The sequence below is a fragment of the Candidatus Chryseopegocella kryptomonas genome, assembly GCF_001536065.1.
Lineage (GTDB): Bacteria > Bacteroidota > Ignavibacteria > Kryptoniales > Kryptoniaceae > Kryptonium > Kryptonium kryptomonas.
Genome location: NZ_CZVW01000021.1, coordinates 1 through 24,368 on the forward strand (window position 1 = coordinate 1; position 24,368 = coordinate 24,368).

Annotated in this window: 20 protein-coding genes, 3 tRNA genes, 2 pseudogenes and 1 CRISPR repeat array; of the genes and pseudogenes, 20 read left to right on the top strand and 5 right to left on the bottom strand. The window is 32.9% G+C overall.

Annotated features, from left to right (window positions below; genetic code table 11):
* Positions 1-76 precede the first annotated feature (76 nt).
* The 3 genes from AWW83_RS08145 to AWW83_RS08155 all read left to right on the top strand — a co-directional run bounded on the left by AWW83_RS08145 (position 77) and on the right by AWW83_RS08155 (position 3,874).
* Complete coding sequence (locus AWW83_RS08145; protein ID WP_092350726.1) at positions 77-1,942, top strand: Ig-like domain-containing protein; 1,866 nt, start codon at positions 77-79, stop codon at positions 1,940-1,942.
* A 9-nt stretch (positions 1,943-1,951) separates the two neighbouring features.
* A complete protein-coding gene (locus AWW83_RS08150; protein ID WP_092350728.1) occupies positions 1,952-2,830 on the top strand; it encodes a T9SS type A sorting domain-containing protein in 879 nt (292 codons plus the stop codon).
* A gap of 222 nt (positions 2,831-3,052) precedes the next feature.
* On the top strand, positions 3,053-3,874 hold the full coding sequence (locus AWW83_RS08155) for a hypothetical protein (RefSeq protein WP_092350730.1): 822 nt from the start codon (positions 3,053-3,055) through the stop codon (positions 3,872-3,874).
* A gap of 7 nt (positions 3,875-3,881) precedes the next feature.
* Here AWW83_RS08155 and AWW83_RS08160 read toward each other — a convergent pair.
* A tRNA-Glu gene (locus AWW83_RS08160) sits at positions 3,882-3,954 on the bottom strand.
* Positions 3,955-3,959: 5 nt separating this feature from the next.
* Positions 3,960-4,035: transfer RNA gene (locus tag AWW83_RS08165), tRNA-His, on the bottom strand.
* A gap of 75 nt (positions 4,036-4,110) precedes the next feature.
* Here AWW83_RS08165 and rnhC point away from each other — a divergent pair.
* From rnhC to AWW83_RS08195, 6 genes and pseudogenes are all read left to right on the top strand, one after another.
* Positions 4,111-4,764: a ribonuclease HIII gene (rnhC, locus tag AWW83_RS08170; protein ID WP_092350732.1), complete on the top strand. Its 654-nt coding sequence runs from the start codon at positions 4,111-4,113 to the stop codon at positions 4,762-4,764.
* Between the two features lie 98 nt (positions 4,765-4,862).
* Positions 4,863-6,672: pseudogene (gene lepA / locus AWW83_RS08175) on the top strand (translation elongation factor 4).
* Between the two features lie 18 nt (positions 6,673-6,690).
* Entirely contained in the window at positions 6,691-7,584 is an 894-nt protein-coding gene (gene lepB / locus AWW83_RS08180; protein ID WP_092350734.1) for a signal peptidase I, read from the top strand.
* Between the two features lie 10 nt (positions 7,585-7,594).
* Positions 7,595-8,521, top strand: coding sequence for a signal peptidase I (gene lepB / locus AWW83_RS08185; RefSeq protein WP_092350736.1), 927 nt, complete (start codon positions 7,595-7,597; stop codon positions 8,519-8,521).
* Positions 8,518-9,675, top strand: a complete 1,158-nt coding sequence (hemW, locus tag AWW83_RS08190) for a radical SAM family heme chaperone HemW (protein ID WP_092350738.1) — start codon at positions 8,518-8,520, stop codon at positions 9,673-9,675. The genes lepB (AWW83_RS08185) and hemW overlap by 4 nt, the downstream gene beginning before the upstream one ends.
* Complete coding sequence (locus tag AWW83_RS08195; protein ID WP_092350740.1) at positions 9,672-12,365, top strand: glycosyltransferase family 117 protein; 2,694 nt, start codon at positions 9,672-9,674, stop codon at positions 12,363-12,365. The genes hemW and AWW83_RS08195 overlap by 4 nt, the downstream gene beginning before the upstream one ends.
* A 10-nt stretch (positions 12,366-12,375) precedes the next feature.
* Here AWW83_RS08195 and AWW83_RS08200 read toward each other — a convergent pair.
* Positions 12,376-12,448: transfer RNA gene (locus AWW83_RS08200), tRNA-Arg, on the bottom strand.
* A 242-nt stretch (positions 12,449-12,690) separates the two neighbouring features.
* Positions 12,691-13,711: direct repeats of the CRISPR family, unit length 30 nt; unit sequence GTGAGCATTGAACCAGTGTGGAATTTAAAC.
* Positions 13,712-13,923: 212 nt separating this feature from the next.
* Between AWW83_RS08200 and AWW83_RS08205 the strand changes: the two genes are divergently transcribed.
* The 11 genes and pseudogenes from AWW83_RS08205 (at position 13,924) to cas2 (ending at position 22,279) form a co-directional block, all read left to right on the top strand.
* Positions 13,924-15,111 (top strand): Cas8a1 family CRISPR/Cas system-associated protein, encoded by a 1,188-nt coding sequence (locus AWW83_RS08205; RefSeq protein ID WP_092350742.1) that lies wholly within the window; start codon positions 13,924-13,926, stop codon positions 15,109-15,111.
* Entirely contained in the window at positions 15,102-15,623 is a 522-nt protein-coding gene (locus tag AWW83_RS08210; protein ID WP_092350744.1) for a hypothetical protein, read from the top strand. Before AWW83_RS08205 ends, AWW83_RS08210 begins: the two co-directional genes overlap by 10 nt.
* The gene (gene cas7i / locus AWW83_RS08215; RefSeq protein WP_092350746.1) at positions 15,616-16,764 is read left to right on the top strand and encodes a type I-B CRISPR-associated protein Cas7/Cst2/DevR; all 1,149 of its coding nucleotides are present in this window, start codon (positions 15,616-15,618) and stop codon (positions 16,762-16,764) included. The genes AWW83_RS08210 and cas7i overlap by 8 nt, the downstream gene beginning before the upstream one ends.
* Positions 16,765-16,788: 24 nt before the next feature.
* Entirely contained in the window at positions 16,789-17,070 is a 282-nt protein-coding gene (locus tag AWW83_RS08220) for a hypothetical protein (protein WP_092350748.1), read from the top strand.
* The gene (locus AWW83_RS08225; RefSeq protein ID WP_092350750.1) at positions 17,043-17,597 is read left to right on the top strand and encodes a nucleotidyl transferase AbiEii/AbiGii toxin family protein; all 555 of its coding nucleotides are present in this window, start codon (positions 17,043-17,045) and stop codon (positions 17,595-17,597) included. The genes AWW83_RS08220 and AWW83_RS08225 overlap by 28 nt, the downstream gene beginning before the upstream one ends.
* Positions 17,582-17,878, top strand: a complete 297-nt coding sequence (locus AWW83_RS08230) for a DUF6922 domain-containing protein (RefSeq protein ID WP_092350752.1) — start codon at positions 17,582-17,584, stop codon at positions 17,876-17,878. The genes AWW83_RS08225 and AWW83_RS08230 overlap by 16 nt, the downstream gene beginning before the upstream one ends.
* Complete coding sequence (locus AWW83_RS08235; protein ID WP_092350754.1) at positions 17,814-18,407, top strand: nucleotidyl transferase AbiEii/AbiGii toxin family protein; 594 nt, start codon at positions 17,814-17,816, stop codon at positions 18,405-18,407. The genes AWW83_RS08230 and AWW83_RS08235 overlap by 65 nt, the downstream gene beginning before the upstream one ends.
* Position 18,408: 1 nt before the next feature.
* A complete protein-coding gene (gene cas5b, locus AWW83_RS08240) occupies positions 18,409-19,212 on the top strand; it encodes a type I-B CRISPR-associated protein Cas5b (RefSeq protein WP_092350776.1) in 804 nt (267 codons plus the stop codon).
* A 3-nt stretch (positions 19,213-19,215) separates the two neighbouring features.
* A complete protein-coding gene (locus tag AWW83_RS08245) occupies positions 19,216-21,897 on the top strand; it encodes a CRISPR-associated helicase/endonuclease Cas3 (RefSeq protein WP_092350756.1) in 2,682 nt (893 codons plus the stop codon).
* Positions 21,885-22,001 (top strand): annotated as a pseudogene (locus AWW83_RS10050) (type I-B CRISPR-associated endonuclease Cas1b); the annotation flags it as partial. The gene AWW83_RS08245 and the pseudogene AWW83_RS10050, both read left to right, overlap by 13 nt.
* Before the next feature lie 17 nt (positions 22,002-22,018).
* The gene (gene cas2, locus AWW83_RS08250) at positions 22,019-22,279 is read left to right on the top strand and encodes a CRISPR-associated endonuclease Cas2 (protein WP_092350758.1); all 261 of its coding nucleotides are present in this window, start codon (positions 22,019-22,021) and stop codon (positions 22,277-22,279) included.
* 368 nt (positions 22,280-22,647) lie between these two features.
* On the opposite strand, the gene AWW83_RS08255 is transcribed toward cas2, so the two are convergent.
* Together AWW83_RS08255 and AWW83_RS08260 are read right to left on the bottom strand one after the other, a co-directional pair.
* The gene (locus AWW83_RS08255; RefSeq protein ID WP_143713940.1) at positions 22,648-23,403 is read right to left on the bottom strand and encodes a hypothetical protein; all 756 of its coding nucleotides are present in this window, start codon (positions 23,401-23,403) and stop codon (positions 22,648-22,650) included.
* Complete coding sequence (locus AWW83_RS08260) at positions 23,312-24,361, bottom strand: ArnT family glycosyltransferase (protein WP_159421152.1); 1,050 nt, start codon at positions 24,359-24,361, stop codon at positions 23,312-23,314. Before AWW83_RS08260 ends, AWW83_RS08255 begins: the two co-directional genes overlap by 92 nt.
* Positions 24,362-24,368 lie beyond the last annotated feature (7 nt).

Here is a 24,368-nt window from a genome sequence, read left to right on the forward strand (position 1 = left end):
TGATGTATTATAAACAGTCCAATTTACTCCATCAAACTTTGCAAGTAATTATATTAATGCCATAGCTATAGATGCAATGGAAAACAAATGGATTGGGACAAATGGAGGAGGGCTTGTGGTATATCGTGAGGGTGGGGTTATTTTGGTTGGAAAACCAATAATAAATGTTAAAACAAATAATCTAAATTTTGGATTTGGGTATTTAAATGTTACAAAATATAATACACTGAAGGTTTTTAATACTGGTTATGATACCTTAAAAATAACAGGAATTTATACTACAGACATAAGATTCAGATACGAAGGAGGGTTGCCAGTGGTTGTGTTACCTGGAGATTCGGCTGGACTCGTTTTCAGTTTCAGACCAAATGTATCTGGTGAATATGTTGATACAGCAGTGATAGTTAGCAATTCATCTGTTAATTCAAATTTGAAAGTTGCGTTAAGAGGAAGAGGGGTAAAGCCACCTTATATTTCATCATCTTTAGATACATTGAGATTTGGGAGGGTTTTTGTGTCAGATTCAGTGAGTTTGAGTTTTAAGTTATACAATTCTGGGGAGATAGACAGTGTTAGGATATTTAGGGTTGAGGTTAATGAGCCATTTTATGTTGAGACATTTTCTTCTTTGATAGGACCTGGGGATAGCGGAGTTGTAAGAGTTAAGTTTAAACCAATTTCAGGTGGAGAGTTTACAAGTGAGATGAGGATAATAAGCAATGCTTGGAATGATACATTTAGGGTATATGTTAGTGGAATTGCTTCTCCAGTGGTGGTTAATTCATTTAGAAATGTTCAATCTGGTGTTTTGAAGTTTGTTTATCGTGTTAGAACAGTTGAAGTTTTAAATTTGACAAATTTTGAGTATTCAACTGATGGAGGTTCAAGTTGGAAGGTGGGTTCAAATATAAGCGGGAGGTTAAACAATATAACTGGTGATGTAATAGATACGATTTACTGGGATAGTAGGGGGAATTTATCTGGATATGAGGGATTTGTTAAGGTAAGATTTAAGTTCAGTTCAGGGACGAATGATTATTTTGTTAATGTTGATGGTGTAGGAGTTGATAATCTTGCACCGAGGTTTGAAGGGGTGGTAAGCGGTTCAGGTGATACGAACAGGGTTAGATTGGTTTGGAGGAGGGCATTAGATATGAGTTTGATAAGATACAGGATTTATTATTCCGCTAATTCAGGTGTGTATAATTTCAATAATCCAGCGTTTGAGGTTTCAGATACATTTGCAGTTGTGAGTGGATTGGAGAACTTTAGGAGATATTATTTTGTGGTTAGAGCTGTTGATGAGTTTGGCAATATGGATACAAATAAAGTTGAGATAAGTGTTATTCCAGGGTTTAGGGCAAGTATTACATCTTTGTCTGTTTTAAGTGATAAATTGAGTGGAGATGTTAGGATTGTTTACAAGGTTAATTCAGTCAATGGAGATAGCGTAGGGTTGAGGTTTTATTATTCACTTGATGGTGGTGTAAATTGGTTTAGTTCAGTTAATTTGATTGGTGGTGATAGGAAGATTACAAGTTTTCCGCATACAGATACGCTTGTATGGAGGAGTAAGCTTGACACTATGGTTGAGACAAATAGATGTGTGGTTAAGATAGTTCCAGGGGGAAGAGGTGGAACTGGGGATGAGATGAGATCAGGTGAATTTACACTTGATAATCTCGCACCGAGGTTTGGAGGGATAAAGTCAGGTGTGAATTTGCCGTTTAACAAAGTCGTTTTAAAATGGGATGAGGCAATTGATATTAGTAAACCGTTAAGATATAAAATTTTTGTATCAAGCACAGGTCAATTTGATTTTACAAAGCCATATGCTGAAACGGATAAAGATTCTGTTTTAGTATCTGAGCTTGAGACATCAAGAAGTTATTATTTTGTTGTCAAGGTTTCAGATGCATTTGGTCAGGAGACAAGTTCATGAGTTTACACTATGAAGGTTAATGCACTTTGCGATTACAACGGTGATAACAGGGTTGATGCATTTGATGTTGGAAGATATGTTAGTTTCTGGACAGATAAAAATTATTCTGCATCTGATATATATCCTTATGATGGACAAATTCCATATGTTGTTGTCCGAGGGGATGGAAAGCTTAATGTTGATGATATATTTACATTTACGAAGATGTGGGATTATTCACGCATAAGTGGATTGCCAAAGGTTGCAGTTGGTTTTGATGTTGATAATAGCGAAAGGAAGGAATTAAAAGTTAGACGGTTTGATGAGTTTATTTTCAGACCTGATGTTAAGGGTAGATTTATTTCGTATGGTTTTGAGATTAGGCATAAGGGGGTGAGGGTGATGGAATTTACAACATTGAGAGATGGGATATGTCTTGTTTATAGGGATAGTTTAAACGATGTTATTTATTTTGATTATGCCAAGATTGGCGGGATAGATGAGGTTGGGGATGGATTGTTCAGGATGAGGTTAGAGGGAGGGGATAGTGTGATTGTTAAGTTCGTTGCATATGATGAGAGTTCAATTGAGAGTGGCAAGAGTTCGTATGAGGTTGAGTATGTTTTGAAGTTTGAGGAAGTTCCGAGGGAGTATGCTTTGTATCAGAATTATCCGAATCCATTTAATCCTGTGACAGTGATAAAGTTTGATTTGCCAGAGAAGGTTTATGTTAGGTTGGTTGTGTATGATGTTGTTGGGAGGTTGGTGAAAGTTTTGTGTGATGGGGAATTTGATGCTGGTAGGCATAGTGTTAGTTTTGATGGGTCTGGATTATCAAGTGGAGTATATTTTTACAGAATTGAGGCGGGAAGATTTGTTAAGGTGATGAAGATGTTGTTGATGAAATGACTCACCCTCGTCCTTCGGACACCCCCTCTCTACTTTGTAGAGAGGGGGGGTGAGTAAGAGAACTCACCCTCGTCCTTACGGACACCCCCTCTCTATGCGATAGAGAGGAGGAAAGGAGGGTGTGTAGGACAACTCACCCCCGCTCTAACGAGCACCCCCTCTCTATGTGATAGAGAGGGGGTTGGGGGGTGAGTAAAATCAAAAACTAAACGGAGCAAAAAAATGAAAACGGTGAAAAAATTTCTCTTCGCGGTTTTATTACTTTTATCATCCTGTATGAAGCAATTTGACAATCCACTTGATCCAGAAAGCGCTGCTTATATTCCGCCGTCTGTTGAAATAACAAGCCCAGGTGAGAATGAAATTGTAAATTCAACGAGCGTAACTGTCTCGTGGATTGGCAACAAACCCGAAGCAAATGAATACAGGTATAGGTTGGTTGGGTACTCTGATTGGAGTCAGTGGACCACATTAACAAGCGCAACATTTAATTATCTTGACGATGTTGAATATACATTTGAAATAGAAGTAAGATACAAAGGTCAAAATGATGTCCGCAGATTTTCAAGGAAATTTAAAGTTGATGGTGTGAAAGGACCGACTTTAAAATTTTATAAATTGAGAAATGTGTTAACTTCTTCAGGTCAAGAATTTACAATTGATGTCTGGATTGAAGAGGTAAATCGTTTCAAGAGTGGAAGTTTCAAAGTTTATTTTAATCCAAATGAAGCATTGCTTGTCTCAGTTAGCAAAGGTGATTATGTTAGAAATTCTGGATTTGAACAAATTATAACTCCTGATTTTTCATTGCAAAAGACAATTGATGAAGCGAATACAAAAGGTTATGTTGAGATAACAACTGGTATACTTGCGACAAGTCAAGGTTTTGTTTCTTTAAGTGGAAGTGGAGATATTGTTAAGTTAAAATTTGTTGCGAGAGCATGGAGTGGAAGATTTCAGTTAAGAGATATTGATTTAAGAGATGAAAATGGGAATAAAATAAATGTTAATCCAACGCCGGAGGCAATTTACGAGGTGAGATAAAGTTTTGCGCCCCCACCCGGATTCGAACCGGGGTTCCGGGCTTGAAAAGCCCGTGTCCTAGGCCTCTAGACGATGGGGGCTTGGTGGGTGAGTAGCGGGACTCGAACCCGCAACCTCCAGGGCCACAACCTGGCGCTCTGACCAGTTGAGCTATACTCACCGTAAAAGCATTACAAATATAGAAAAATTTTTTCTGTTTTGCAAATTTTCTTAACTTTTGAAAAAACTTTCATCTGATGGAAAATTACATCGGCGTTGATGAATCAGGCAAAGGAGATTTCTTCGGTCCACTTGTTATAGCAGGGGTAGTGTCAAACGAAAACCTGAATAAAGAACTTGAAAAATTTGGTGTAAAAGATTCAAAAAAATTATCTGATAAAAGAGTTTTTGAACTTTCGGAGAAAATCAAGGAAGTTTGTATTGTCAATGTTGTGGTCATCAAGCCGAAAAGATATAATGAATTGACGGAAAAGTTAAATCTTAACAAACTCCTCGCTTGGGGGCATGCAAGGGTGATTGAAAATCTTTTGAAGGAAATTGAAAAAGTTGGTTTTAAATGTTCAAGTGCAATTTCAGATCAATTTGGTGATGAAAATTATCTTTTAAATTCGTTAATGCAAATGGGCAAAAAAATTAATTTAATTCAAACCCCAAAAGCAGACGAAACGGACATCGCTGTTGCATCCGCATCAATTCTTGCAAGGGCAGAATTTTTGAAACAGCTAAAAATTTTATCTGAAAAATATGGAATGAATTTTCCAAAAGGAGCAGGTCAAAATGTGATTAATTTTGCGAATGAGTTTGTGAAAAAATTCGGAAAAGATGAGCTAAAAAATGTTGCGAAACTCCATTTTAAAACCACAAAACAAATTCTTTCTCAAAGTTTTTGATCACGCTGAAACAAATTGTCAATTTTTGAATTTTACGCTCTTTGTTTTTATATTTTTTGCAAGTCAGAGTGTCCAACAAAAGCCACCTATGAACAGGTATGAGCATTGATAGAATCAGGAATTTTTGCATTATTGCGCATATTGATCACGGAAAATCAACACTTGCAGATCGTCTCCTTGAGAAAACCAGAACCATTCCCGAAAGGCAGATGGTTGAACAGGTGCTTGATAATATGGATCTTGAAAGAGAGAGAGGAATCACGATAAAATCACATCCAATTCAGATGCGATATACTGCAAAAGATGGAAATGAGTATATTTTCAATTTGATAGATACACCAGGGCATGTTGATTTTTCTTATGAAGTGTCAAGAGCTCTTGCTGCAAGCGAAGGAGCAATTCTCGTGGTTGATGCAACTCAAGGAGTTGAAGCACAGACTATAAGCAATCTTTATATGGCTGTTGATGCTGGACTTGAGATTATTCCTGTGATAAATAAAATTGATCTTCCCGCTGCTAAAACGATGATTGAAACTGTGAAAGCACAGATCATAGATTTACTTGGTTGCAGAGAGGATGAAATTTTGCTTGTAAGTGCTAAAACTGGATATGGTGTTGATGAACTTCTTGAGGCAATTGTTCAGAGAATTCCACCGCCGAAAGGAAATCCAGAAGATCCGTTAAGGGCTTTAATTTTTGATTCAAAGTATGATTCATATCGTGGAGTTGTTGTTTATCTTCGTGTCTTTGATGGGGAACTTAAGGAGGGCGATAAAATTATGTTTTTTGCAAATGGAAAAGTTTTTGAAGCAGAAGAAGTTGGAATTTTAAAACTTGACAGAATCAGAACTGGAAAACTCACAACCGGAATGGTTGGATATTTAATCGCTGGTGTGAAAGATGTTCACGATACGAGAGTTGGCGATACAATTACAACAGCAAATAATCCTGCGAAAGAACCTTTGCCCGGTTATCGTGAGGTGAAACCAATGGTTTATGCAGGTTTCTATCCAGCGGATTCAGAAAATTATCAAGAGTTAAGAGATGCGCTTGAAAAATTGAGATTGAATGATGCTGCAATTGTTTTTTGAACCTGAAAGTTCCTCTGCTCTTGGACATGGTTTTAGATGTGGCTTTTTAGGTCTTCTTCATATGGAAATAGTTCAGGAACGACTTGAAAGAGAATTTGGCTTGAATATAGTTACAACCGTCCCAAATGTCGTTTATAAAGTTGTCAAACGAAACGGTGAAATTGTTTTTGTTAATAACCCAACAGCGATGCCAAGTCCAGGCGAAATTGATCATATTGAAGAACCCTATGTCAGAGCTCAAATAATAACTCCGTCTGAATACATCGGAGCTTTGATGAAACTTTGCACAGATAGAAGAGGTGTTTACAAAACAACACATTATGTCTCTGCTGATAGAGCAATTCTTGAATATGAATTGCCTTTGTCTGAAATAATTTTTGATTTTTATGATAAATTGAAATCCGTCTCCCGTGGATACGCATCTTTTGATTATGAATTTCTGGATTATAGAGAATCAGACCTCGTCAAACTTGACATTCTTTTAAATGGTGAACCAGTTGACGCATTGTCATTTGTCGTTCACAGAAGCAAAGCATATGACTACGGAAGAAAATTGTGTTCAAAATTGAGAGAGTTAATCCCGAGACAATTATTTGAGGTCGTAATTCAAGCTGCGATAGGAAGCAAAGTTATCGCAAGGGATGTCATAAAGCCGTTGAGAAAAAATGTTCTCGCAAAATGTTATGGCGGAGATGTTACGAGGAAGCGTAAACTTCTTGAAAAGCAAAAAGAAGGCAAAAAGAGAATGAAACAAATTGGAAAAGTTGAAGTCCCACAAGAAGCATTCCTTGCTGTTTTGACAATAGATAACGATTAAAACAAAAACAACCTTCAAATGCAACACAAAAAAACACCGAAGAAAAAACCACAGACATTGAAAGAAAAAATTTATAACTTTGTTAAAGAATTTGTCGTCGTATTTGCAATTTTTCTTGTCTTAAATAGTTTTGTCATCGCTTCTTTTGAAGTTCCAACCTCTTCAATGGAAGATACAGTCATGGCTGGTGATTTTTTGTTTGTGAATAAATTTATTTACAATCTCGCTACGCCAAGAAATATACCTTTGACCTCAATACGACTTCCATACATCGTAATTCCAAGTTTGTGGAAAGTTGAACGTGGCGATGTCGTCGTCTTTGAATTTCCAGGTTATAGAGATGAAGTCAGACATCCTGCGATGATTTATTATCTGAAAAGATGTATTGGCATTCCCGGGGACACAATTCAAATAATTGACAAAGTTGTTTATGTAAATGGCAAAATTTTCCCAAACCCAAAATATGTTAAGTTTGAAAGACCTTATATTTTGCCCAAAGATCAACCCGACCCAAGAATTTTTCCCAAAGGATCTCCATTCAACGAAGATAACTACGGACCAATCGTCGTCCCCAAAAAAGGTGATGTGATAAAATTAAATCTTACAAATTACGATGCGTGGGAAACTTTCATCAAAAGAGAAGGACACGAGATAGAGTTAAAAGATGGGAAAATTTATATTGATGGGGTTGAAAAATATGAATATGTCGTTGAACACGATTACTATTTTATGATGGGTGATAACAGAGACAATAGTTTAGATAGTAGATTCTGGGGATTTGTCCCGGATAAATACATCGTTGGAACTCCGATAATAGTTTATTGGTCGTGGAATCCGGATATTCCGATCTTCAACATTTTTGCTAAAATTTCGTCAATAAAATTTAACAGAATCGGAATGATAATTAAGTGAGATCGCAAAAATGCACATAAAAAATTTTGTGAGTGAGAAAGAAACTAATCTTGACGACGCACAAACAGAGGAAATAAGGACACGAAATTGGCTCAGACCTCTTATAATTGCTTTAATTGCGTCAATTTTTGTTAAAACGTTTATCTTTGATGCATTTAGAATCCCATCCGGTTCAATGGAAGATACACTTGTTCCGGGCGATTTTATCATAGTTTCAAAAGTTGGTTTTCAAATCAAATCACCGAGATATTTCCCATTCACAGGTATAGAAATTCCACAGGTGACACTTCTTCCTGCATTTACGAAATTAAATCGTGGTGATGTAATTGTTTTTAAATTTCCGGGTGAGCGAGACGAGGTTCAATCTTCTGAAAATGTTAATTACATAAAAAGGTTAATTGGTTTGCCCGGGGACATTGTGCAGATAAAAGATAAAGTTGTTTTTGTAAATGGAGAAAAATTCAAAGAACCACCAACCGTAAAAGTTAATTATCAATATATAACACCAAAAGGTTTGGCAAATCCATACATATTTCCAGAAGGGGCGGATTTTAACGAAGATAACTATGGACCTATAATCGTCCCTTACAAAGGTATGGAAATTGAACTTAACACCGGGAATTTAAGGCAATGGAAAATTATGATAGAAAGAGAAGGACATCAAGTTGAACTTGTTGATGAATTTGAGGGTGAGAAAATTTTAATTGACGGGCATGAGACATTTAAATATATTTTTGAGAAAGATTATGTCTTCGTAATGGGTGATAACAGAAATAACAGTTTGGATAGTAGATTCTGGGGATTTGTCCCAGTTGAAAATATAATCGGCAAGGCAAGTTTTATTTATTGGTCTTGGGATTCAAATATACCGCTGTGGAATTTGCCAGCAAAGATAAAATCAATAAGATGGGAAAGAATAGGTAAAAGAATACGATGAGTGGAATTTATTTACACATACCGTTTTGTGAGAAAAAGTGTATTTATTGCGATTTTTATTCTGTTGAAAATTTGAACCTACTTTCTGATTTTGCCGAACTTATCGTCAAGGAAATTGAAATTTTCAAATCCGAATCCGAGTTTGTTGATGACGCAATTTTTGATACGATTTACTTTGGGGGTGGGACTCCATCTCTGCTTGAGCCATCTCAATTTGAAAAAATTTTAAACTCTCTTTTTAAAAATTTTAAAATCTTAACAAACGCAGAGATAACAGTTGAAACAAACCCTGGAACAGTTGATAAGCGAAAATTAATTGAATTTAGAAAAACTGGAATTAACAGAATAAGTTTCGGGGTTCAATCTTTCTTTGATGATGATTTAACTTTTCTCGGACGAATTCACACGAGCGAAGATGCGCTTAATTGTGTTAAGTTCGCTTTTGAATCTGGATTTGAGAATGTGAGCGTTGATTTGATATTTGGCTTACCGGGACAGGATAAAAACAAATGGCTCGCAAATCTTGAAAAAACAATTGAACTTAACATTCCACACGTTTCGGCTTATAATTTAATTGTTGAGCGTGGGACACCACTTTATGAACTTGTTAAATTTGGCAAGGTTAAAATTCCCGATGACGATAAACAAGCTGAACTTTACGAGTTGACGATTGAATTTTTTGAAAACGCAGGATATAAGCATTATGAAGTTTCAAACTTTGCAAAAGATGGATTTGAATGCAGACATAATTTGAAATACTGGCAATATGAAAATTACATTGGCTTTGGACCTTCGGCTCATTCATTCTGGATAAATAAAAGATGGTGGAATGTTGCAAACCTTGAAAAGTATGTGAAGGCGATAAACTCGGACAAACTTCCAATTGCAAATTTTGAAATTCTAAATAAAGAAAAAATGATTGAGGAATTTATTTATCTTGGGTTGAGAAGCACAGGGATTGATTTGAAAAAGTTCAAAAATAAATTTGGTTTTGATTTTCTCTGTTTGGAAATTATAGACGAAATTAATGAACTCAAGAACTTGAATCTTGTCATCGTGGAAGAAAACTTCGTCAAATTAACACGCAAAGGTTTTATGCTTTGTGACAAAATCGCTGTTGATATAATTTCAAAAATAAATTATGCTTTGAGATGAAAAATTTAAAAATCCACCACATCATAGCATTAGTTTTGTTTTTAATCTCTTTCAGTGTTTATGCTTTAACAGTTCAACCAAGCGTGCCATTTTGGGATTGCGGTGAATTTATCGCTGTTTCATATTCGCTTGGAGTTCCACATCCACCAGGGGCTCCATTTTTCATCATACTTGGGAGAATTGCTTCGCTTCTTCCCATTGCTGAAAACATAGCCAAAAGAGTTAATTTGATAAGTGGGCTTGCGAGCGCATTAACCGTTATGTTTCTCTATCTCACAACGGTTAGATTAATTTTGAGATGGAAACCAAATCCACAAACTTTGCTTGAGAAACTTTCTGTTTATGGTGCTCCTGTTGTCGGGGCACTTGCGCTTGCTTTTAGCGATACTTTCTGGTTTAATGCTGTTGAAGCGGAAGTTTATGCAACAAGTTTGTTTTTGATGAGCTTTACAATTTGGCTTGGGATGGTTTGGTTTGAAAAAGCAGATAAAATTGAAAGTGATAAATTAATTTTACTCATTGCTTATGTCATAGGTCTCTCAATCGGAGTTCATCTGTTAAGCATTTTAACCATCTTTACACTTGCGATGCTTGTTTATTTCAGATTTTACGAAAAAGTTGATCTTAAAAGTTTCACGATGATGGGTGTAATTGCGATTGGAATTTTCTTTTTGATTTATAAAGTGATAATCTTCTGGATACCGTCAATGCTTGATGATATGCCAGCAGTTCCAGCCATTGTGGCAATTGCTGTCTCATATGGAATTTATTATACATATCAACGTAAGCAAAGGATTTCATTTACATTCTTAACAGGTGTTTTACTCGTTTTTCTTGGTTATACAACTTATGCTTTAATCATCATCCGAGCAAATGATAAACCTGCGATCAATGAAAATGCTCCAGATAATCTTGTGAGATTTGTTAAGTATCTTGAAAGAGAACAATACGGGGAACAGCCATCACCTTTAAAAAGAAGATGGAGTCAGGAACCCGCACATCAAGAAAATTATCAAAAATATCAGAGCGATTGGGACTTTTTCATAAAGTATCAATTTAATCATATGTATTTGAGATATTTCTTGTGGAATTTTGTTGGTCGTGCAGGTGATATTCAAGATGCACCAGTTGCGTTTATAAAAGCTGAAAGCGGATGGGGAAAAGCAAGCGAATTCCCAAATAGATACTTTGCTATTCCTTTGTTGATTGGTTTGTTCGGATTATACTATCATTACAAAAAAGATTGGAAGATGTTTTTATCTTTTCTTGCGTTGTTTCTCGTCACGGGCGTTGGTCTTGCTGTTTATCTTAACATGCCCGAGCCACAACCAAGAGAAAGAGATTATGTTTTCGTTGGTTCATTCTTCGCATTTGCAATCTGGATCGGCATTGGCGTTTCTGGTTTGGTTGATTTTGTAAGCGAAGCAATCAAGTCAGAAATAAAAAAGATTTATGGAATTGCTGTTCTTGCTGTTTCAATCTTCGTTGTGCCAGTAAATATGCTCGTTCAAAACTGGGACGACCACGATAGAAGCGGTAACTTCGTCCCGTGGGATTATTCATACAATTTATTGCAAAGTTGTGAAAAAGATGCCATTCTCTTCACAAACGGAGATAATGATACATTCCCGCTTTGGTATTTGCAAGTTGTTGAAGGTGTGAGGCGTGATATTAGAATTGTTAACTTGAGCTTGCTTAACACTGACTGGTATATACTTCAACTTAAACACGAAGAACCATACGGAGCAAAGAAAGTTCCTATAAGTTTAAGTGATAACATTATAAGACGACTTGGTCTTGTTCAATGGGAGCCGAGAGATATTTCTATACCTGTGCCAAGAGAAGTTTATGAAAAATTTGGCGTAAAAGATACTTCAATTATAAATCAGGGTAAAATAACATTTAGGATGCCGAACACAATTCAATTTGGCGATATAAAGGCGATAAGAGTTCAGGACATAATGGTTCGTGATATAATTGAGACGAATAAATGGGAAAGACCGATTTATTTTGCTGTCACAGTTTCTCCTGATAATTTCATAGGACTTGATGAATATTTGCGAATGGAAGGTCTTGCTTACAGAGTCGTTCCATTTAAAAATCCGAAAGGTTCTCCAACTTTTATTCGTGAAGATGTTATGAGACAGTGTTTATTTAATGAGCCAGAAGGATTTTACCGTGAACCACGTTATGGATTTAAATTTAGAAATCTTGATAATCCAAAAGTTCATTTCTTTGAGACGGATAGAAATTTGATGCAGAATTATAGAAATGCATTTTTGAAACTTGCAATTTATTATTACGAGAATAATCGTGATAGTGCAAAGGTTGTTGAAGTTCTTGACAGAATGGAGAGTAAAATTCCAAATGATGTTTTGCCGATGGATTATCGTTTGCGTTATGATGTTGCGCGACTTTATGAAATTGTTGGTGCGCGGGATAAATTTATGAAAATTGCAAAAGAAATTGAGCCAATTGCGCTTGAACAGATAAATCGTGAGCCGGGGAATGTTTTTGGTGAATATAATCCTTATGTTATACTTGTAAATTTGTATGAGATGATGGGAGAGTATCAGAAGGCGATAGATATTTTGAACCGTGTTCTTGCTTATTATCCACAGCAATATCAAGGAATTGTTAGAGATCGGATAGCGAGGTTAGAGGCGAAGATGAAAGAGGAAAAAAGATAAAAAAATTAAGCGCGCCCGGCAGGACTCGAACCTGCAACCCACGGCTTAGAAGGCCGTTGCTCTATCCATTGAGCTACGGGCGCGCATTTGTTTTGTTTTAAATTTAAGCATTTTTTAAGCAAAAATCAAGTATTGTTTGTTATTCTAGTCGTTGACAGGTTTTGAGAGGGGAAAGTTAACAGTTTTATTTTATGATTTGCGAAATTTTTAAAATTTCAAAAATTTTTCTTCAGTCGTTGACAGTGGATTTTTGCATTTTGCTCAACGACTTGAGAAAGTTTGAAAAAATTTGCGAAATTGAGCGAAATTTTGTAATTTTTCAACAGTGAGCATTGAACCAGTGTGGAATTTAAACATTATTTCAAAATTTGCTTTATCAATTAGATGTCCTGGTGAGCATTGAACCAGTGTGGAATTTAAACTACTTTTTTGTAAAAATGCTGGGGCAATGCGCCCCAGGTGAGCATTGAACCAGTGTGGAATTTAAACTCAGGTTGCGTGGGGATACACAATTAAAAAAAGGAGTGAGCATTGAACCAGTGTGGAATTTAAACTGTTTTAATAACCGTGCCTTTAAAAAATTAAAATCGTGAGCATTGAACCAGTGTGGAATTTAAACTTTAATATCTTCAATCGTAGCATCGCTTTCGGAAATGTGAGCATTGAACCAGTGTGGAATTTAAACCAGATTTTTACTTTACGGCCCCCCAGGAACAGGAAAGTGAGCATTGAACCAGTGTGGAATTTAAACTTTTCTTATCAAACAAAAACGGAAATGTAAACCACCGTGAGCATTGAACCAGTGTGGAATTTAAACCTGACAGAAGAATTGCTTGCACTTTCAAATCCTAACGTGAGCATTGAACCAGTGTGGAATTTAAACTTAAATTACTTATCGTGATAACTCAGGTGTTCTGCGTGAGCATTGAACCAGTGTGGAATTTAAACTTCTTGTTGTTTACGCTGGGGAAGAGGAGTTTGAAAGTGAGCATTGAACCAGTGTGGAATTTAAACAACTCTGCGAATGTTTTTTAACATATTTCACAAACTGTGAGCATTGAACCAGTGGTGGAATTTAAACAAAATTGATGGTATATTTATAGATGAAGTTTTAAATGGTGAGCATTGAACCAGTGTGGAATTTAAACACATCAATGAATTTCCCAATTCTGTAATTATTTTCGTGAGCATTGAACCAGTGTGGAATTTAAACATTTGCGGGCACAAGCATATTGGTATTTACGCAAAAGTGAGCATTGAACCAGTGTGGAATTTAAACACGGCTTTAATTAATACTTTACAGGTTGCAAGAGATGGTGAGCATTGAACCAGTGTGGAATTTAAACTAAAAATGTAAAAACCTACAAGTGAACTGAAGACAAGTGAGCATTGAACCAGTGTGGATTAGCTGTCTTCTTGATTTTGAGAATTTAAATTTTTATATTCTTACTAAATAAGAACTTGTATGGTTAACTTATAGACGGTTGTTAATGATAAGTTTTTTATGATTTTATTTTTAGTTTGGGGGAAATTGAAAATCTAAGGATTGTAATTAATTATGGAATTTATTCCATCAAATTGGCTTTATAATGCTGGTGTTATTGGATTTTTGAGAGTTTTGGAAAGTGCTGGGGAAAATAAGGTTAATGTTGAAAATTTTTTGAAAGAGGATGGAGGGGTGGAGATTGATGATTTTGACAAAAAATTTTTAAAAGAAGTCAAAAAGGTAGATAATTACGAAATACCAAAATTGGCTTATTATTATTTGATTTTTAATTTCAATGAAATTGTCAATGGGGAAGCAAGTTCCGATGATGAAAAAATTAAGAAAGTTTGGGGCAAATTATTTAATACTTATTATAGAGGATTTTTTAATGCTAATACTAATTATTTGTTTCAGCATAGTAAAAGAAGTCCCGCCCTTATTCAACAATTTTCAGATTTTGTAAGGAATATGACAAATTCTAATAAAAATTCTTCAATTAAATGTTCCTTTTGTTTAAAATCAGATTATAATTTCTTCTACAAGAACAAATTTACATCAGAACATAATAAAATTTTGGGAGCTTCCATAGGTGAGGTTCCTAATACTTTTTGGAATCTTGATAAAAAAAATAGTTTGAGTATTTGTGATTTTTGTAGTTATATACTTCTTCATTATCATCTTGGAATAATAAAACTCTCCAACAATTCTGAAATTTTCATCAACGCACCATCTTTCAAAATTATGTGGCATCTTAACAATCATGCAAGGACTTTATATGAAAAGCAAAGAGCAAAAGAAGTAAAGGAAATTTTGGGAATGTCTTTGATTGAAATGACCTCACGCCTCCAACTTCAATTATCAAAATGGACAAAAATGAATATAGAAGTTATCGTGAAATATAAAGTGAAAGTAAATGAGAAATGGGAAGATAAAATTGATTTCTTCTCTTTGCCTTATGAAGTTGTAGATGTCCTATCTGATAGAGAAGTTGCTTCGCTATTGAATAAAATCGGAGAATTTAAAATTTTAAACATGGTTTTAGATGGAAAGTTCAATGAAATTTTAAAGTTCGGAGAAAGAGTTTTTAGAATAGCAATAAAACCAAGAAATGAATGGGGAAAACAAGAAAGAGATTTCATAAATGAAAATATAAAACTTGAAAGAAACAATAGTAATTTAATTTCTTTTTCTCAAAACATCTTTAAACTTTATGCTTTGATAAATGATAAAATCAAAAAGGAGGTTTTAATATGGACTTAAAAAGCTGGAAAGAACAATTTATAAACTATCTTCAAGAAAAAATCAAAAACAATCAGATAAATTATGAGAGCTTTAATGAAGCAGTAAAAGAGTATCAAGACCTTTCATTTGAAATTCAAAAAATCCTTGAATATGCTTATAAGAATGCAAAAGGTAAAGATAAAGAAGAACTATATAAACTCTATAAAAAATTCTCTCTTGAAAATGCAGGAGAGATGGCTGAAAAATTAAACAAATTGGGTTATGCCTTGAAAAATGATAGTAATTACAAATATATTGTCTCTGCCTTATCAGACCAAGCATATAGAATTATGGAAAAAACAAGACACGCTCAAAGAGATGAAGTTCAATATATGATAACGAGAATTTTTGTAGTAAATAAAAAGCAAATCCCAGAATTACTTTCAAGGGCTTTTAATCCAACTTATCCCGACGATCTTTTCAAAACTTTTATCTATTCTTTTTTAAGTGGAATTTTAGGAGAAACAAAAGGAGGTGAAGAAAATGAATAACCAACTAAAACACATAACCATAACAATAATTTTTGAAGGTTCTGCTCTAAACAGAGACGAAAAAATTGGAGGGAATATACTTTCAATAAAGAAACTCAAAAAAGGAAATAAAACTGTAAGTTTTATTGGGAAACCTGCTATAAGACATTATTTGTTTGAGACATTGGTTAAACTATCTGAAAAGGGGCACACACAAGCAAATTGGAAAGATGGAATTGCTTCAGTTGTTGAAAAAGGTCGTGGTGACAAGAAAACTTTACAATTCAATCTTCAAAATTTTGATATATTGAATAGTCCCGAACTTGATGCCTTCGGATATATGTATACACAAGAAGCGGAAACAGAGGGGCAAGCATTAACAAGAAAATCTCCCGTTGGCATTACAAAAGCAGTTGGGCTTGACCCTTATGAAGGAGATATGGCTTTTTATTCAAATCACGATTTAGTTCAAAGAGCAAAAAAGCAAGGTTTAGATGCTAATCCAAATCTTTATAACAAAGAAGAACATATTTCATTTTATAAAGTTAGTTTTACAATTGATGTTGATGTTTTGGGGAAAGATGAGTGGATTGTAGATAGACAACCCGAATTCAATAATAATGAACTTAAAATAACATTACCTGATGGGAAGGCAAAAACAATTAGTAATGTTTCTAAAACTAATCAAAACGAATATGAAGTTAAACAAAATGGGAACAAAGTTGGAACTATAAAAATTGAACAAATTGGAAGTAAGTGGAAAATCACTTTTGAACTTTCAGAAGAAGAAAAGAAAAAACGTATTTGTGATATTTTGAATGCTATAAAAAATGGATTTTATGCTCAATCCTCAAACGAAGCAAATACAATAATTCCATTATTTTTAATTGCATCTGCTCTTAAAGTCCCTTCACCAATTTTCCATCCTTATATTGAAATTTATCCAATTGATGATAAAACTTATAAAGTTATCGGAATTGAAGATGCTCTTAAAAATTCTTGGATTGATGGAAAGGTTTATGTAATGGATAGCGAAAGATTAAAAGTTGATAAATCAGGCTTAAATTCGGAAAAATTACAAGAAATAAACAAAGACGAAGATTGGGAAGAGTTTTTAAAAGAAGTTGGACTTGTTAATTGCGATGGGACAACAGCAAGGTAACCCAAACCAGCAAAAATCTTAAAAATGATTGTCAAAGGTCAAGCGAAACGAATAAAGCCGATTTATTTAGAAGAAATTAAAATTCCCAAAAAATTTAAAATTTACTTTTGGGATTGCCCTAATAGTAAAACATATCTTGAAAAGTTCATTTTGAGAATTCTTCAATATGGAAGTTTTGAAGAGATAAAATGGCTTTACAAAAAATTTTCATCTCAAACATATTATGTTGCTTTCACATATCCCGAGATAAAAAGAGGTGTAAAATTTTGGATAAAACTATGGAAAGAGAAAGGATTGAAAGAATGAAAAAACTTGCAAAAGAAATTCAAAAACATTTTAAAAACTTTTATCTTAATAATCACAGAATAAGTGAAGATTTAGATTTTTTCTCACAAAGAGATTTTTCATTCTCAAGATTAAGTTCAAAATTGAGAAAATTTTTTAGTGTTGAAAGAGAAGAAAGGTTTGAAGATAACATTGATTTTATAATTGATGGAATAAAGGTTTCTTTTGTTCTCTTTCCATTTAAAAACATAAATCCGCATGAAAAATTTGAAGGCATAAAAATTGATTCAGATTACGATATTTTTCTGAATAAAATTTATGCTTTTGGAAGAAGAATTGAAAGCAAAGATGTCCTTGATTTTGCTTTTCTTTGGGAAAAATATAAATGGAAAAAAGAAGAAGTAAAGAGAGATTTTGAAAAGAAATTTCCAAATCAAAGTTTTGAGATTTATCTCGGAGCGGTTTTATCAGTAGAAGATTATCCATACCTTGATGATAAAACACTTAAAATTATTGAAAAGGTTAAAAGAGAATGGATAAAAATTTAAAAATTTTAAAAGAACTTTTTTGGGATTATGAATGGTCATCAGTTTTGGAGAAAATTGATTCACCTTTCGTGATAGCAAGGGTTTTAGAAATTGGAGATGAAGAACAAGTCAAAACCCTTGAAAAAGCAATTGGTAAGAGGAAAGTAAGGAGATTTCTAAAAAAATACGGGAGGAGATTTCTTTCAGAAATGTCATATAACTTTTGGATTTATTGCTATGAAACTAATAAAAAAACACAAAGAAGCTATATTGGAAATAAAAGAAGTTTTGGACGAAGGTAAATTCTATCTTGCATGGGGAACAGCTTTATTTTATATTTTAAATCATAGGAACTCTGTTGATCTTGATTTTTTTACAAAAGAGGATATTGATTTAAGAAAGTTCAAAAGTATTTTTGAAAAGCACGATTTAAAACTAATATCGGAAAGCACAATTCACAGTAATATAAAAGGTGTGAATGTTTCACTTTTTATTTTTAAATATCCGCTCTTAAAACCGCTTTTGAATTTTGACATTATAAAATTAGCAAGTTTAGAAGACATTTTGTGTATGAAAGTTAATGCTATTATTCAAAGGGGAGCAAGAAGAGATTTTATTGATGTTTATTTCATTATGAAAGAATTGAAATTAAAAGCAGACGATGTTATAGAATTATTTGAGAAAAAGTTTGGAAAGCATAATAGATTAGTTGTTAAAAAAGCACTAACGTATTTTAAAGACACTGAAAAAGAGCCCGACATTAAACTTATAAAAAATGTCAAGTGGGAAAATGTAAAAAAGTTTTTTATTAAAGAGTTTGGGAGGATTTGATATGATAGCTTTAAAACTCAAAATCTATCAACCACAGGCACATTATAGAATTCCTTTTACATATCAAAGAAGGCATACTTATCCTATTCCACCATATTCAACAGTTATTGGTTTTTTATGTAATGTTCTTGGAATAAGAAATTATAAAAATGATAGAGAACCTTGCAAAAATCAAAATTGTAATTGCGATTATCATAAGCTTAAAAAAATAAAAATTTCTATATGTGGAACTTTTGAAAGTAAAACTACGGAATATATTTGGTTTAGAAATTTATCAAAAGAAAGTCATATTTCAAGATTTGGCTATCCTCAAAATCGCTATGTTTCAGGTCATATTGAACATCCCGGAGGTCAAATGCCTGTCTCAATTGATATTCTGAACAATGTCAGATTGTGGATTTATCTTTATCATGAAGAAAGAGAATTTTTAGAAAAAATCAAAAGTTCAATTGAAAACCCTCAAAAAAGAATTTATCCACTTCATCTTGGAAGAGCAGAAGATTGGATTGTTATTGAGGAGCTAAATTTTATAGATTTAAAAGAAACTGGAATTGGTGGTAATTTTAAAAAATTTATATGGATTCCAAAAGAAACTTTCCCTAAAAATCAATTTGATTTTGAAAAAGTTGAAGGCATCTTGTATAAACTCCCGACATTTTACTCACTTAAAAATGGCATAAGAGATTTTCAATATATTGATGTTAAATTAAACGAAGGCGAAATTGATGCTTCAAAATGGAAAATAAAATTTTATATTGATGAAAAAGAAAATGTGCCAGTGTTTTTAGCAAATTTAGGAGGGTAAAAAATGCTTTTTGCAAAAAGCTTTAAGAAAAACAATAAAGATATAAGCTTATCTGACCACATAAAAGATATCCTATCAGCTTTTGAAAAAATAAAAGATAAGATTCCAACTGAACTTCATCTACCAATAAAAATAGCAATTTTTTATCACGATTTCGGAAAAGTCATTCCAAAATTTCAAATAGAAAAACTTGGAAATAAAAACTATGAACCTTTTGATGTTATTTATGAAATTCCACATTCTATGTTTTCTGTCTTTTGGATCGATGAAGAGAAAATAAAAGAAATTTTAAATGACGAAAAAATTGTAAAATTTATTATTTCAGCAGTTGCTTATCATCACTGGAGAGAAAAATTTGAAGAAGTAATAAATGGGAAAGATGAAAATTTGAAAAAATTTTTAAATAAGGTTCTAAATGATTGGAAGGAAAGACTTGAAGAGAATTTGAAAAAAGAATTTGAGAATTTTGACGATAATGACCTTAAAAATCTAATTCAAAACATAAAACTTAAAAAATCAAAAATCAATGAAGTGCTAAATGGTTGTAGAGTTTATAACTATGCTATTCCTTCATATAAATTTGATTATTATCCATTAAGAGAAACATTAACTCAAAGCTTTGAAGATTATAAAAAATGGATTTTTATTTCTGGATTTTTACAGAGATGCGACCACTTTGCTTCTTTCTGTGAAGAAGAAAACGAAGATATAAATAAAATTGAAATTTCTTCTTTAACCTTTGATGAAATAAAAGAGAAAATTAAAAACAAATTAAATCAACAAGATGAAAGCAAAATCTGGCAAATTCAAAAATTAAACGATGAAAAAATAAACAAAAACATTATTTTAATTGCTCCGACAGGTTATGGCAAAACCGAATTCGCTTTCTTATGGTCAGCAGATAAAAAATTCTTCTATACTCTACCCTTGCGTTCAGCAGTAAATCAAATCTATGAAAGAGCAAAAGAAATTTTCGGAAATGAAAGAACAGGAATTTTACATTCAGATGCAGATGTTTATTTACTTGAAAAAGAAGAAGATATTGGAGATACTTTAAAACTTTATGAACTATCAAAAACACTTTCTTATCCTTCAATTATTTCAACAGGAGACCAATTTTTCCCTTATGCTTTAAGACCGCCTGGATTTGAAAAAATTTTCTCAACATTCTCCTATTCAAACTTAATAGTTGATGAAATCCAAGCTTATGACCCAAAAGCATGTGCTATAATAATTAGTTTTATTGATTGGATTTTCAGAATGGGAGGAAAATTCTTATTGATGAGTGCTACTATGCCAAACTTTGTTTTAGATGAGATAAGGAAAAGAATTGGAAATAATTTTGAGCTGATAAACATTTATGAGGAAAAGCAAGAAAACTTCAAGAAAATTTTCAAACATAAGATAAAAATTGATATTATCAATAACGAGGAAGATAAACCCGTTTTAACTGATGATAAAATAAATGAAATTTTAAATTCAGCAAAAAGTGGTAAAAGAGTTCTTGTTATTTTAAATACAGTCAAACAAGCACAAAATGTTTTTGAAAAATTAAAAGAAAAGGCAGACAATAATTTAAAAAATAAAATTTTCCTTCTGCATTCAAGATTTACACTTGAAGATAGAAGAAAAAAAGAAACTGAACTTATTGAGAAAGAGTTTAAAAATCCAAAACCAAAAGATGAAAATGAAGGTAAAATTTTAGTTTCAACACAAGTAATTGAAGCATCGCTTAATATTGATGCAGATGTTTTATTTACTGAAATTTGCCCACTTGATGCCCTAATTCAAAGAATGGGAAGAGTTTTAAGAAGGTATTTTTATAGCGATAATTCAGAGCAAGAAATAAACGAAGAAAAACGCTTAACAAGTGAGCCAAATGTTCATATTTGGATTTTTAAAAACGGTTTAGAGTCAGGCAATGGCAAAGTTTATAGTAAAGAACTTTTGAAGTTTTCAATAGCTTGGCTTTTGAAGAAAGAAAATGATGGGAATTTAGTTGAAATTTCAGATGAACTTGCTAATAAAGAAATTGACCAATTAAATGAAAAAATAAGAGAAGTTTTTGGATTTCTCAGAATAGAACAGCAAGGCAATATTAAAAGAAGAGGTAGAAAAGATAGAAACCAAACCGAAAAAATAAATGCTTATGAATTCATTTTAGAAAATAACAATTGGTTAAGAGAATGTGAAATTGATTTAAGCGAATATGACAAATATGTTCTTGTTTCAAACTTTTATAAAACTTTGCCAAAAGATGGAGAATACTTGAAAGAATTCTATAAAACACTTGAAATTCTTAATAGTGGTTATATGTCAGATAGAAAAATTGAAGCACATGAGATTTTTAGAGAAATCTATGATATAAATGTAATTCCTGAAAATTGCTTGGAATCCTTTATAAAAGAAGTTGAGAAGTTCATAAATAAATATACACCAAATCAAACTCAATTTACCCTTTTCAAAAAAGAAATTTTATCAAAGTTTGTTGTAGCAACTCCATACGGAAAAAGTTCAATAAGTCCAGCGGATTGGGTTTATTATAGAATGCTTGAATCCAAAGATTTATCTAGAGCTTTAAATAAAGAGTGGGAACAAAAATTAAGGGGTTGGCTTTCGGTGATATATGTTGTGAAAAATTATGAATACAAACATGATTATGGTTTGACGGAAACAGGAAGTTAAAGAGAAGTGTAAGTTATAAGATGTTGATTCGTCTTGAGTGCTATAAACTGATAAAGCACTTGATTGGCGAGGAGAAATATGAAGGTTTCAAAATTTGGTGGTAAAATAAATTTTTTGTCCGATGTATTACATAGTGGTTTATGACATAAAAGAGGAAAGAGTTAATAAGGTTTTAAAACTTATGAGGAAGTATTTAAACTGGGTTCAAAACTCTGTGTTTGAGGGTGAATTAACGGAGGGTCAGTTTGAGAGATTGAAGATTGAGATACGAAAAATAATAAATTCAAATGAAGATTCAATTTTGATTTATTCTATGGAGCAAAAGTGGGTTAACAGAGAAGTTATAGGGGTTGAAAGGGGGGATATTGGGAGGATAATTTAGTCGTTGACTGGTTTTGAGAGGGGGAAGTTAACACTTTTATTTTATGATTTGCGAAATTTTTAAAATTTCAAAAATTTTTCTTCAGTCGTTGACAGTGGATTTTTGCATTTTGCTCAACGACTTGAGAAAGTTTGAAAAAATTTGCGAAATTGAGCGAAATTTTGTAATTTTTCAACGGTGAGCATTGAACCAGTGTGGAATTTAAACGTTTCAGCAGTTTATCCAGAGAATTCTTATGTTCAAGTGAGCATTGAACCAGTGTGGAATTTAAACAGAGTTTTATATAAAATTAAAGCTCGTCCGAGAGATGTGAGCATTGAACCAGTGTGGAATTTAGGTGTAGTGAGAGTGCAGGTCTTTAAATCTTTTCAATCGGTGGGCATTAAATTTTTCTTATAAAGAATATACCTTCGCACTTCTTCAACTGGTTTATAACCAGTGTATTCCAATTTGCGTTTTAAATTGTTAAGTTCATCACGCTTTTCTGTTTTATCCTTTGCTGTCTTTTCTACAATGACAATATGACTTTTTGTGCTTGATAAAAACTTTGATATCCTTTCAAACTCATGCCTTGGAATTTCAATCCAAGCAATTGAACGAGATAACTTTCTATATGAGTAAAATGTCAATTGTGGATTCATACCTTCGGTTGAATGTTTTGTGTGAAGATACAAAACCGTATCACATTTTGAAGTGTCAATTATTTGACATACTTTTTCAGCACCATCATAAAAGCGAGAATAGTCAATAAAAATTTCGGTTTTTAAAATAACATAAAATCCAATCAAAATTGTTGAAATAAAAGCAATAAGTTTGAATCTTTGAGGTATAAGCGTGTTTAAAAATTTTTTTGATATTACGAGAATTAAAACGAAGCCAACAATAAATATAATTACTGCTGTTGCAGAAGTTTGATCTAAATTAAACTTTAAAAAGTTTTTTATTCCGTCTCTTAAACTTTGACTTGATGACCAGAGAATTGATATTAAGAGCAATGAGATTTGAAGCCATTTTTTTTTGGCATTTGCGATTTCAAATAAGTATGTTGACGAAATAATAACGGCTGGAACAAGCGATGGCAGGGCATAAGTTGGAATTTTCGTTTTTGAAATTGATGTGATCAAAAAATGTGCTCCAAAACCACGAATGAATTAAAATTTTTTCTTTTGGAATTGATTTAAAATTTTTTACAATGTCAAACAAGTCAAAAAATACAAGCACAATTGGAGGAAACTGGACAATAAGTTGATTTAAAATATAAAAAAAGCCAAGTTCTGGGATGTTTTCTTCAACACCTCTGGATAATCGTTCAAAAATGTGAAATTTGAAAAATGTATTTATGAAATCATATCGGTGGGTCAATAGCATATAAATGTGCCACGGTAGGGCTATTAAGATGCCAATTGCTGTAACTGTGGCAAGTTGGTATGCTGCTTCTTTAAATTTAATTTCCTTTCTCAAAATAAGAAGTAAAAGGAAAAGTCCAATTGAAATTGGGGCAAAGAAACCAACAATTATTTTTGTCATTAAAGCCAAACCAAAGAAAACGCCTGACAAGATTAAAAAAATTTTTCTGTTGTTGAGGGAATAAAGATAGAAGTAAATTGAAAGCGAAACAAAAAATATGTAAGGGATGTCAAGTTGTGCTTGCCTTGAATAGAAGTTGAAAAGATAAATTGAGCCAAGCATTGGGATAGATAATATGCTTGGCTTTAAAAAAGATGAATTATTTTGATGTAAATCAAAAAATTTTTTGATAAACATAAAAGTTATCCAAATGGTTAAAGAAGCAAATAATGCAGAAAAAAATCTTGTTGTGAATTCATTGATTCCAAAAATTTTATAGAGAATAGCCGTAAGCCATATGAAGAGTGGAGGATGGGAAGATGAATATAAGCCACCGACAGCATGATTAGTTTGATCAATCCAATTGTTGAAATAATAAATTGATTTCGCCCGAACCGCATAAAGAGATTCATCCCACATTTGCAATTCTTTGAATCCAAGATTATAAAACCTATGGAATGCAAAGAAAGTAAAAAGTAGCAGGAACAAAATATGATTCAATTTATCCTTGCTCAATTTTTGC

Bases quoted from the DNA above. Each gene is read 5' to 3' on its own strand.
- cas7i (WP_092350746.1), top strand. From the start codon at position 15,616: ATGAATAACCAACTAAAACACATAACCATAACAATAATTTTTGAAGGT.
- AWW83_RS08225 (WP_092350750.1), top strand. From the start codon at position 17,043: ATGGAAAGAGAAAGGATTGAAAGAATGAAAAAACTTGCAAAAGAAATT.
- AWW83_RS08195 (WP_092350740.1), top strand. From the start codon at position 9,672: ATGAAAAATTTAAAAATCCACCACATCATAGCATTAGTTTTGTTTTTA.
- AWW83_RS08155 (WP_092350730.1), top strand. From the start codon at position 3,053: ATGAAAACGGTGAAAAAATTTCTCTTCGCGGTTTTATTACTTTTATCA.
- AWW83_RS08150 (WP_092350728.1), top strand. From the start codon at position 1,952: ATGAAGGTTAATGCACTTTGCGATTACAACGGTGATAACAGGGTTGAT.
- AWW83_RS08210 (WP_092350744.1), top strand. From the start codon at position 15,102: ATGGACTTAAAAAGCTGGAAAGAACAATTTATAAACTATCTTCAAGAA.
- lepB (WP_092350734.1), top strand. From the start codon at position 6,691: ATGCAACACAAAAAAACACCGAAGAAAAAACCACAGACATTGAAAGAA.
- lepB (WP_092350736.1), top strand. From the start codon at position 7,595: ATGCACATAAAAAATTTTGTGAGTGAGAAAGAAACTAATCTTGACGAC.
- AWW83_RS08245 (WP_092350756.1), top strand. From the start codon at position 19,216: ATGCTTTTTGCAAAAAGCTTTAAGAAAAACAATAAAGATATAAGCTTA.
- AWW83_RS08220 (WP_092350748.1), top strand. From the start codon at position 16,789: ATGATTGTCAAAGGTCAAGCGAAACGAATAAAGCCGATTTATTTAGAA.
- hemW (WP_092350738.1), top strand. From the start codon at position 8,518: ATGAGTGGAATTTATTTACACATACCGTTTTGTGAGAAAAAGTGTATT.
- cas2 (WP_092350758.1), top strand. From the start codon at position 22,019: ATGTATTACATAGTGGTTTATGACATAAAAGAGGAAAGAGTTAATAAG.
- AWW83_RS08230 (WP_092350752.1), top strand. From the start codon at position 17,582: ATGGATAAAAATTTAAAAATTTTAAAAGAACTTTTTTGGGATTATGAA.
- AWW83_RS08205 (WP_092350742.1), top strand. From the start codon at position 13,924: ATGGAATTTATTCCATCAAATTGGCTTTATAATGCTGGTGTTATTGGA.
- cas5b (WP_092350776.1), top strand. From the start codon at position 18,409: ATGATAGCTTTAAAACTCAAAATCTATCAACCACAGGCACATTATAGA.
- AWW83_RS08235 (WP_092350754.1), top strand. From the start codon at position 17,814: ATGAAACTAATAAAAAAACACAAAGAAGCTATATTGGAAATAAAAGAA.
- rnhC (WP_092350732.1), top strand. From the start codon at position 4,111: ATGGAAAATTACATCGGCGTTGATGAATCAGGCAAAGGAGATTTCTTC.
- AWW83_RS08145 (WP_092350726.1), top strand. From the start codon at position 77: ATGGAAAACAAATGGATTGGGACAAATGGAGGAGGGCTTGTGGTATAT.